The following is a 9,242-nucleotide window of genomic DNA, read 5'->3' on the forward strand; positions in this document are numbered from 1 at the left end:
GGTACAAGATGGTTACGATTAACAATGCGATCAATCCTTACCGGGATAATGTACAAGGGAAGGCTAACGAACCGATTACGGTTGCCGGATTATTGGACCGTGCCTTCAGAGGGGAAGGAGGACGTTATGAAGGCGGTGTCCCTGACTGGACCTTGGATCGCATCTATGACCGATTAGAGCACAACGCGCCAAGAATCGCCATTATCGGGGGTTCATCCGATCATCCGGCCCATATTCTGGATCAAGAAACCGTGAACAAGGCAGCTCTGAAAATTTGGCGGGAAGGGGGAGTCCCCTTTTATTTCAGTACCCCTGTTCTGTGTGACGGAACGGCGCAGAGCAATATGGGGATGTCCTATTCCCTGCAAAGCCGCAACGCGATTGCTGAAATGGTAGTCAATCAGATGGAGGCCCATTCTTATCACGGAGCCTTCGTCATCCAGGGCTGCGACAAACAACCGCTTGGCGTATTAAGCGGCCTGGCTCATCTGGATCGTGTGCGTCGTTATCGCGGGGAGGCGCATGTGTTCGCGACATTCAGTCCCTCTCATGTGCTTAAGGGGGGAACGATTCCCGACGAGCTGAAGCTGGAGCTTGCGGCGCTTGCCGAACAAGCGAATGCCGCCGGATTCGCAGATATCGCTGCGGACATCCAGGAAGCGGTCAGCTATATTCTGCAATGTTCGTCCAATACGTCTTTTCAGGGCGTGTTTCAACGTGCGATCGAAAGAGGCCTACTAACTGAGGAGCGGCATAAAGAGTTCGAGAAACGACTGGCCGTCCATACATGCGATTCCAAAGGCGGCATCTGTGCGTTCCATGGAACCGGGAACAGCTCCCGGGAAGTAACGGCAGGGTTCGGTCTGGTATGCCCGGAGCTGGAAATGCTGACGGACCCGCCGACGCAAGAGCAGATCAATCGGGCCATCGAGTCGCTGTTCTCGATTATTCCGCGGCCGGAATGCAGTGTAAGCGAGTTGGTCCAGGCTAATATCGGCAACACGATTCGGATTCACAGCGCCAGCGGAGGCTCTTCCAACTTAATCATGCACATCGTCGGCGCGATGATCTATGCGGGCTTTGATTTTACTTTGGAGGATATGGAGCGCATTCAGCGGGAGTATCCGATTCCGGACTTATATGATTATAGCTTAACGGAAGGAAGGGACATCTTTGTCCTGGCGCAGCAATGCTGTACGGGTCAAATTCGAGGCATGGAAACGTTAGTCTATGAGCTTACGCGCAACGGGGTTCCGATGGAATTGGATGCCCCTACGGTTACCGGGCAAACGTGGCGGGAACGGTTGTCGAATACGGAAGGGCTTTCAGCAGATGGAGTAACGGACAATCCGATCATTCTCAGCAAACCTAGACGCAAGTTCAGTGGAATTGACGTGCTGCGGGGTAATTTCTTCCATAATGCGGTGGTCAAAATAAGCGGCATGCCTACGTGGCAGTTGGATCAATTCGACGAGAAGATCGCCTTTGTCCTTTATTATGAAAATGAAGGGGATGCCAATCAACAGCTCTTGGATGTGAATGTATTGGAGCGCCTGAAGGGATCGGGCCTATTCAGAATGGAGCACCTGAAGCAGATGGCCGTTCATAACTCAGCCGTTTCTATTGAGGAGCTGCACGATGCGAGCTACGAGGAGCTGTTCGATCGAATGGTCCGCGACGAATCGTTGAAGATCGCCGTCATCATTTCGGGTCAAGGCCCCGAAGCGTTCGGGATGCCGGAAATGTTCACCCCCATGCAGCATATCAATGCCCATCGTCAATTAAAGCGCATTACGACCTTGATTAGCGACGGGCGATATTCGGGTGTCACATTCGGGGCGGCTATCGGGCATATGACACCGGAAGCTTATCACGACGGGGGCATCCTGTATTTGCAGAACGGCGATCTCCTGAATCTGCAATTCCGTAAGAAAACGATAGATCTGATGGATCCGGAGCAATTTGCATCAGGCAAGTTAGTAGGGTACACGGGAGATATCCGAATGGAGCGCAAGCTATTAGGCCAAACCCGGATGGACCATTTGCGCAAGCGCCAAAAGCAAGTGGCGGCCTCGAATCGATTGCGCGACTGTACGGATGCATCTCGCGGTGTTGTGCCGATGGGGGTTGCTCTGGATGCGGATCTGAAGTGGACGGGTATCAAGACGATGAGCCCCACATCAATATAGTCGTTTCCCGATATACCCTAGCCGCTTGGAAATTTCCAATCCCGTCTCCACGATGGATTGACTGAATTTGGCATAGGTCTCAGGCGTCACTTTGGAATAGAGGGTGGCCACACTGACTGCGGCTACCGCTTTACCCGAACGATCGTAAATAGGCGCGGCAAAACAATAGAGCTCCGGTTCGCTCTCTCTATCGTCGATGGAAAAGCCGCGCTCACGGATTTTGGCCAATTCTAGAATTAACTCCTCGTAATGTTTGATCGTCCGGTCCGTTCTTGTGGGGAGCGATCCGCTCCCTATGATTTGCTTCACTTTCTCATTCGAATAGCTGGCCAACAAAGCTTTGCCAAGTCCGGTATAATACATTTTGTTTCGAGAACCCAACAATGCATTGCTGCGTATGGCCGAAGAATAGGATTCCACCTTGTCCAAGTAGACAATCTCCCCATTATCTTCTACAGCCAAGAATACGGTATCGCCTGTCTTCGCCATCAATTCATCCAAGAGGGGACGCGAAATTTGATGCAAATCGGTATGATTCAAGAAGGAGACGCCCACTTCAAAAAGCTTCATGCCCATTTTAAACGTTTTCAACTGATCGTCGTCCACTTCCAAAAAACCTTTCTCCACTAAAGTGTAGACGATTTCAAAGGTGCTGCTCTTCGGTATTTTCAACTGAGAACTGATCTCCGTAAGGGTCATCGGCTTCTTATGCTGGGAGAGCAGGCTCAGCAAATCGACGGTTCTGGATGCGGATTTGTTGATTTTCATAAAGGGGCGTACACCTCGTTTGCCATCGGTTTCATGCGATCCCATTCAATATAGCATATTCGTTTTAAGACGTGCTACACCGCCTGCATAAGCGGTGTAGCTGTCGGTTTACCAGTCGGCTACCGACCCGTCGTTATGCCAATATCTAGCCAACACTTCCTGCTGATAGGGATGCTTCAGCGCTTCTTTTTCATTGACTTCCAGGCCAATGCCGGGGGTTTCCGGCGGAATGATATAGCCATCCACAATTGGCAACGGATTCATCACGACCTCGTCGCGCCATGGAACGTCGCTGCGGAACGATTCTTGAATGAGCCAGTTCGGCGTACAGGTTGCGAATTGGATCGCTGCCGCCGTAGCCATTGGCCCTAGCGGATTATGCGGGGCAACGCTGACATAATAGGTTTCCGCCATAGCCGCGATTTTCCGCGCTTCCCAAAGTCCGCCGCAGTGGCACAAATCCGGTTGAATGACGGCACAAGCTTGTTTCTCCAGCAGCTCGCGGAATTGGAAGCGGGTCACTAGCCGTTCTCCCGTTGCAACCGGAATCCGTGTAGCTCGAGATACTTTGGCGATTCCATCCGCGAATTCCGGGAGGCAAGGCTCTTCAATGAAGAAAGGACGGTAAGGCTCTAAAGCATGGGCATATTGGATGCCCATTTCGGGTGTGGTACGGCCATGCAAGTCTACCATAATGTCGATGTCGTCTCCGCAAGTTTTCCGTAGAGCTTCCATGAGCCGGACCGCGTGTCGAATGACCTTATTCCCGTCAAGCGGGGCGGTGCGGGGGACGACCAATACCTTAATCGCGGTATACCCCTCCTCCATGGAACGCAACGCTTTTTCAGTCATGGATGCCTCGGTATCTTGATTGTAGACAGCATCCATGCTGCCTCCGCCAAGGTGGTCGTACATCCGAATTTTGTCCCGTACTTTACCGCCCATCAATTTGTACGCGGGCACGTTCATAGCTTTGCCGAAAATATCCCAGCATGCCATTTCAATTCCGCTGATCGCGCTATACCCCTCCGTTCCGGAACGAAAGAAAGGCTGGCGGACCATCACCTGCATAAGATGCTCGATGTTAGTCGGATCCAGTCCAATAACGAAGGCTTTCAAATCTTCGATACAGCCGACGACGCCCCGCGTTTTCCATTCGAGAGAGGCTTCTCCCCAGCCGATGATCCCCTCATCCGTCAATACCTTCACGAAGATCCAATTCCTCATCTTGGCATTCACGACAACGGTTTGGATGTCAGTGATTTTCATAGTTTCTCCGACCTCTCGAATTAATCTTCCGATAGAAGGTACCCATCCGCATCAAATCGCCATTCTCGCGGAGAACCGATCACTTCCATCATTGCGTGGCGTTCGACTTCCGGAATCATATTCTCCGACACCCAGATTTCGTTCATGCTGAGCGTATTTCGGATTCTCACCAGCTTGACCTGGCTGAAATCTCTTCGTCCCCCGGTATAAACGGCAATAGAAAGAGCTTCCTTATCATGGGCCAGAATCAGCGGCAATTTACCGGGACTCGTCTCTACCGCCGTGATGGCGTTAATATATACCTTTTCGAAATCAATCGCTTGCACCAAACGTCTGGTTGTGAAATCGGCTAGGCCAATGCCGACCGCATTGCCGTTGGTTTCCTCGGTTAAGCCAAGAATGACGACTTTGTTGATAGGTGGCGCGTCTTTAAATTGGTCAGAAGCTTTCGTATTGCCGGTCCTTCCGACGATATTGGGGTCCAAGCCGGAGCCGCTAATATTTTTGCCGATCTCATCTACTACAAGTACATCGATTTCCTGCAGCCAGAACCGCGGCATCAAACGTTTCGCTTCTTCCAATAGTTCTTGTTCGCGTTCGGGCAGTTGCTCTTTCGTAATCAATTCGATAATAGCGGCTTGATGATAGGCGTCTTCTACAAGGCCAAGTCCGAATAAAAATGGCGTTCGTTCCATAATAAGCCCGCCTACGGCCGGGAGGAGAAGATCGAAGCCGGACATGCCTCCGCGATGCAGATAACTGGCCCCTCTATGCTTGCCCAACCCGATGCCCAGCATCTTGAGAATGCCGCTTTCGATCGGCGCCTTGAAGTCAGTATGCGGTTTGATTCGAGAAATGACCATATAGCCGTCCGCTTCATCGATCACGACCTTATCGAAATACACCTCCACATCCTCAAGTACCGTGCCTAAATGGCAAGTATCCATGGAGGATCGGATCGGTACACCGACATTCTCCTCGGTGATGCCGTATTCGGCTAATACATGCTGCTGCCCGGCAGCCGTTCCTCCGCCATGACTGCCCATAGCCGGTACGATGAAGGGGAGGGCTCCCAACTGTTTGAGCTCTTGAACCGTACAGCGGACAATGTCCAACAGGCTGTCGATTCCCCGACTTCCGACGCCGATCGCGATTCGCATGCCGGCTTTGACTTTTTGTCGAATCTCTTCTCTATGGAATTGGTCGCGAATCAGTGCAGGCAAGGCGGAGCTCGGCAACCCGCGAGAAGCGAACGTTTGCTTAACGGGGACCATACGAGGCAGGTTCATTTCTTCTACCACGGGAAGCTTTACCTGCCCAAGCTTTAATTGCATGAGGATCACTCCCAGCTCTAATCAGATCGTCATTTGTATAATTTGTATACGGCGCTGACATCCTCCTCGGCAAAGCCTTGCTCGAGAGCGGCTTGGAACTGTCGAATCGCGGCTTGGAGCATCGGGGTTTCCAGTCCCAGCGTTTTGACCAATTGCACGGCCAAGCCGAGGTCCTTATGCTGCAGCTTTACTGAGAATTTGGGGCTGAAATCCAGCTCCAGCATTTTGGGGCCTTTGATCTCGGCCATTCCGCTCCTTGCGCCGCCTCCGGCAACCGCCTCTAAGAACAAAAGAGGGTCGCCCCCGGATTCCTGGACCATCCTAATGCTTTCGGCAACGGCCAATAAATTGATTGCGCCAAGCGTATTGTTAGCCAATTTGGCATTGGAGCCGGAGCCGCTTTTCCCCATGTGAACGGTCTTTTTTCCCATGGCTAACAGCAGCTCCGTACATGCCGCCAAGGTTTCCGACTTCCCGCCGACTAAGAAAGTAAGCGATCCCTCTATGGCTTGCGGCTCACTTCCCGTGACCGGGGCATCCAGGAAATCGACGTTCGCCTCGGCAAGCGTTGCGGCAATCCTCATGCTTAACCCAGGGGATATGGTGCTGCTGTCTATCACAATTCGCGTAGGGGAGCCTTCTTTCGTAACTCCTTGCATGATCCCCTCGCTTCCGAAGTACACTTCTTCGATCGCTTGATCATTGGCTAACATCGTAATCACGACCTCGGAGAGCTGAACTACTTCTGCCGGAGAAGCCGCTACTTGAACCTGCGATTGCCCTTGAAACTCGTTTGTTTTTGCCGTATTTCGGTTGTAGACAGTCAGTTGATAGCCCTTCTTCAATAAGTTCCTCACCATAGGCGCGCCCATTGTTCCCAGTCCGATAAATCCGATCTTGTTCATAGTCGATTCTCTCCTTTAATGAGGTTATGGTTTTACGAAAACGGTTTTGATGGATGTGAAAAATTCGATGGCGGCGGTGCCTTGTTCCCTGGAATGAGAGCTGGAATGTTTCATCCCGCCAAACGGGGCTTGCAGCTCCACGCCTGCCGTCTCCGAATTCACCCGAATCAATCCGGCGTCCATGTCCTGAATAAATCGCATCATCGTGCCGATGTCCTTTGTGAAAATAGAGGCGCTCAGCCCGAATTCCACATCGTTGGCCGTATGAATGGCTTCCTCCAGGCTGTTCACTTGAATGAGGCCGATGACGGGCCCGAATATTTCCTCTTTAGAAAGGGTCATCTGAGACGTTACTTTATCGAAAATGGTAGGTTGAATATAATAACCGTTTTCACATTCCGGGTCGGAGGGAGCTTCGCCGCCATACAGAAGTTCAGCGCCTTCTTCAAGGCCTAGCTTAATATACGATTGGACGGTGTTCAACTGCTTGGCATTTGCGACTGGGCCCATCCAGCTTGAAGGCAACATCGCGTTCCCCACGCGAATGTCCTTCACTTTCTCCATCAGCTTTTGCTTAAAGGCCTCGTAGACCTTACCTACAACGATGACGCGACTGGTAGCTGTACATTTCTGTCCGGTTGAACGGAACCCGCCGGATATCGTGGCCTGAACCGCAAGGTCCAAGTCGGCATCCTCTGCGATAATAATGGGGTTTTTTCCGCCCATCTCCAGCTGATACTTGGCCCCGCGAGCGAATGCGGTTAACCCGATCTGTTTGCCGATTTCATTCGAGCCTGTGAATGTAATGGCATTCACATCCGGATGCTCGGCCAGTCCTTGGCCGATGATCGAGCCTTTGCCCAGCACAAGATTGGCCACGCCGGCCGGAAGGTTCGCGGCATGTATGCACTCGAATAGAAGGGTCGCCGTTATAGAAGCTTCTTGGGCTGGTTTAAGAATAACAGTGTTGCCATAGATCAACGCGGGGGCGATTTTCCAAACGGGAATGGCGATCGGAAAATTCCATGGCGAGATCACGCCGACCACGCCCAGGGGGCTGCGAGTGGTGAATAGAAATCCTTCTGCGTCCGTGGAAGGAATCACGTCACCCGTTTTGCGCAACCCTTCTCCGGCATAATAACGAAGAATGGCAATCGCTCTACCGGTTTCTCCTTTCGCCTCCGCAAGAGGCTTTCCCATTTCCTTGCTCAGCGTCTCCGCTATTTCTTCCAACCGATTCTGTAATTGATCGGCAATCTTGAACAAGTAGTCGCCTCTAGTCGCACCGGTGAGCTTCCTCCAGCCCTGCTTGGCTTGGTTAGCGGCAGCTATGGCTTTATGTAAATCCTCCCGTTCGGACATGGGAACAACACCGACTATTTCACTTTTGTGGGATGGATTATATTTCGTTTCGATTTGGTTATTGCTAGAGGCAAGCCATTCGCCATCAATGTAGTTGAAGCAGGTTTTGAATTGCTCGTTCGAAGTCATCCTGGTTCACATCCTCTCATCTATTTTGTGGTGATTTGGGGGATTCCGAGACCTGCTGCGCCTAAGGAAGACATCGTATATTCAGCGCCGCTTTGTTTGAATAGATTCATGCCCAGGTATGCTCGACGAACGCGTTCGCGACATAATTTGATCGATAGCTCTTCCAGGTGCTTGCCGCTCGGATACACATCCGGATGATTGCGCAGCCCGAATTTAATATAGACGGGGGAGAGGATCCGAATGATTTCTGCGATTTCATAATGACGAATAAAGCCGCCTAGCGTGTCCGGGGCTTCTACATATAGATCTAGAGGGATGTCAACCGCCTGGCGCATGGATGCTAGCTTAGGCAACGTTAAAGCCGGCGGAACATTGTAAGTATCCGCACCGTTCTCTTCAGCGAGTCGCATGGATACCGGGTTCGCCGCCATCATCATGACGGAAGCCTTAATGATGAAATCGGGAGCCAACAACCCTTGTTTCTTCATCTCTTTAGTTAGCAGCATTAATCCTTCATCGGCTACTAGAGCGCCTCGAACGCCTAACCGATTGGCTCTTTGCAAGTCCTCCATCGCATAGACCAGCTGTTCGATTCCCTCATGATGTAGCCCAATTGCTTTTCCTTGCGGGGTGAGCGCTTGGGCGCCGATATCCCATGAACCTCTCGGCCCGACGAATAAGCTTAATTCCATCCCTCGCGAGGCGCATATCTCTACCATTTCATGAATTTCTTCATCCGTCAGCAGTTGAATGCCGCTTCCTTGGGAAACACGGTGAACCGTTATGCCATAGCGATCGGCTTCTTCAATAACCGCTTTCAAAGCCTCCGGACCTTCTACGCTTGGAATTTCAATTCGATACTGAGCCCCGTCGGGAAAACGTTTCGAAGAATCGGGCAAATCGTAAGCTTCTTTCTCAAGAAAGCCGAGTGATTTTAACAGATCTCGGGATTGCTGCATAGGAAAACCTCCTACATTGTTCGTATATGCGAACGTAGTTCGATATATCGATTTTAGTAAATTGTACTGCAAGCTTTTTTGTTAGTCAATTGCTTTGAACAAACCAGATGGACATGTGAGCTTGCCACATGGTGTATGCTGCAGTCATAGAATCGGGAGCCGGGTCGAGAGCTTCATCCTTACAAATATTCAGCCGGTTTCGCACACCCCGTCTGGAAAAAGCCGCTCATAATTCGGCAATTCGGCCTACATACACCGATGCAGTTAGGCGGCATCACGGATGCTAAAAATGGGGCGAATATGCAGTGTAGCAGAGGAGTATCTCCG

The 9,242-nt window shown here is 51.3% G+C and carries 7 protein-coding genes; 1 reads left to right on the top strand and 6 read right to left on the bottom strand.

Going from position 1 to position 9,242, the window contains the following annotated elements; all coding sequences use genetic code 11:
- The first annotated feature begins 8 nt into the window (after positions 1 to 8).
- The gene (locus PKO02S_RS23395; protein ID WP_127586735.1) at positions 9 to 2,189 is read left to right on the top strand and encodes a dihydroxy-acid dehydratase domain-containing protein; all 2,181 of its coding nucleotides are present in this window, start codon (positions 9 to 11) and stop codon (positions 2,187 to 2,189) included.
- On the opposite strand, the gene PKO02S_RS23400 is transcribed toward PKO02S_RS23395, so the two are convergent.
- The 6 genes from PKO02S_RS23400 to PKO02S_RS23425 all read right to left on the bottom strand — a co-directional run bounded on the left by PKO02S_RS23400 (position 2,181) and on the right by PKO02S_RS23425 (position 8,915).
- Entirely contained in the window at positions 2,181 to 2,957 is a 777-nt protein-coding gene (locus PKO02S_RS23400; protein WP_127586737.1) for an IclR family transcriptional regulator, read from the bottom strand. The two genes, PKO02S_RS23395 and PKO02S_RS23400, sit on opposite strands and share 9 nt — an antisense overlap.
- A 108-nt stretch (positions 2,958 to 3,065) precedes the next feature.
- Positions 3,066 to 4,226 carry a galactonate dehydratase gene (gene dgoD, locus PKO02S_RS23405; protein WP_127586739.1) on the bottom strand — a complete coding sequence of 387 codons (1,161 nt, stop codon included), beginning with the start codon at positions 4,224 to 4,226 and terminating at the stop codon, positions 3,066 to 3,068.
- Between the two features lie 20 nt (positions 4,227 to 4,246).
- Positions 4,247 to 5,560, bottom strand: a complete 1,314-nt coding sequence (locus PKO02S_RS23410) for a nickel pincer cofactor-dependent isomerase, group 22 (protein ID WP_127586741.1) — start codon at positions 5,558 to 5,560, stop codon at positions 4,247 to 4,249.
- A gap of 29 nt (positions 5,561 to 5,589) precedes the next feature.
- On the bottom strand, positions 5,590 to 6,465 hold the full coding sequence (locus tag PKO02S_RS23415) for an NAD(P)-dependent oxidoreductase (RefSeq protein ID WP_127586743.1): 876 nt from the start codon (positions 6,463 to 6,465) through the stop codon (positions 5,590 to 5,592).
- Positions 6,466 to 6,489: 24 nt separating this feature from the next.
- Positions 6,490 to 7,956, bottom strand: a complete 1,467-nt coding sequence (gene gucD / locus PKO02S_RS23420; protein WP_127586745.1) for an alpha-ketoglutaric semialdehyde dehydrogenase GucD — start codon at positions 7,954 to 7,956, stop codon at positions 6,490 to 6,492.
- A 20-nt stretch (positions 7,957 to 7,976) separates the two neighbouring features.
- A complete protein-coding gene (locus PKO02S_RS23425) occupies positions 7,977 to 8,915 on the bottom strand; it encodes a U32 family peptidase (protein WP_127586747.1) in 939 nt (312 codons plus the stop codon).
- Between the last annotated feature and the right edge of the window lie 327 nt (positions 8,916 to 9,242).

This window comes from Paenibacillus koleovorans NBRC 103111, from assembly GCF_004000845.1.
In the GTDB taxonomy this organism is placed as follows: domain Bacteria; phylum Bacillota; class Bacilli; order Paenibacillales; family NBRC-103111; genus Paenibacillus_AA; species Paenibacillus_AA koleovorans.

What these genes read in the sequence shown, in the direction of transcription:
- PKO02S_RS23395 (WP_127586735.1), top strand. Translation starts at nt 9, where the DNA reads ATGGTTACGATTAACAATGCGATCAATCCTTACCGGGATAATGTACAA.
- PKO02S_RS23400 (WP_127586737.1), bottom strand. Translation starts at nt 2,957, where the DNA reads ATGAAAATCAACAAATCCGCATCCAGAACCGTCGATTTGCTGAGCCTG.
- dgoD (WP_127586739.1), bottom strand. Translation starts at nt 4,226, where the DNA reads ATGAAAATCACTGACATCCAAACCGTTGTCGTGAATGCCAAGATGAGG.
- gucD (WP_127586745.1), bottom strand. Translation starts at nt 7,956, where the DNA reads ATGACTTCGAACGAGCAATTCAAAACCTGCTTCAACTACATTGATGGC.
- PKO02S_RS23425 (WP_127586747.1), bottom strand. Translation starts at nt 8,915, where the DNA reads ATGCAGCAATCCCGAGATCTGTTAAAATCACTCGGCTTTCTTGAGAAA.
- PKO02S_RS23415 (WP_127586743.1), bottom strand. Translation starts at nt 6,465, where the DNA reads ATGAACAAGATCGGATTTATCGGACTGGGAACAATGGGCGCGCCTATG.
- PKO02S_RS23410 (WP_127586741.1), bottom strand. Translation starts at nt 5,560, where the DNA reads ATGCAATTAAAGCTTGGGCAGGTAAAGCTTCCCGTGGTAGAAGAAATG.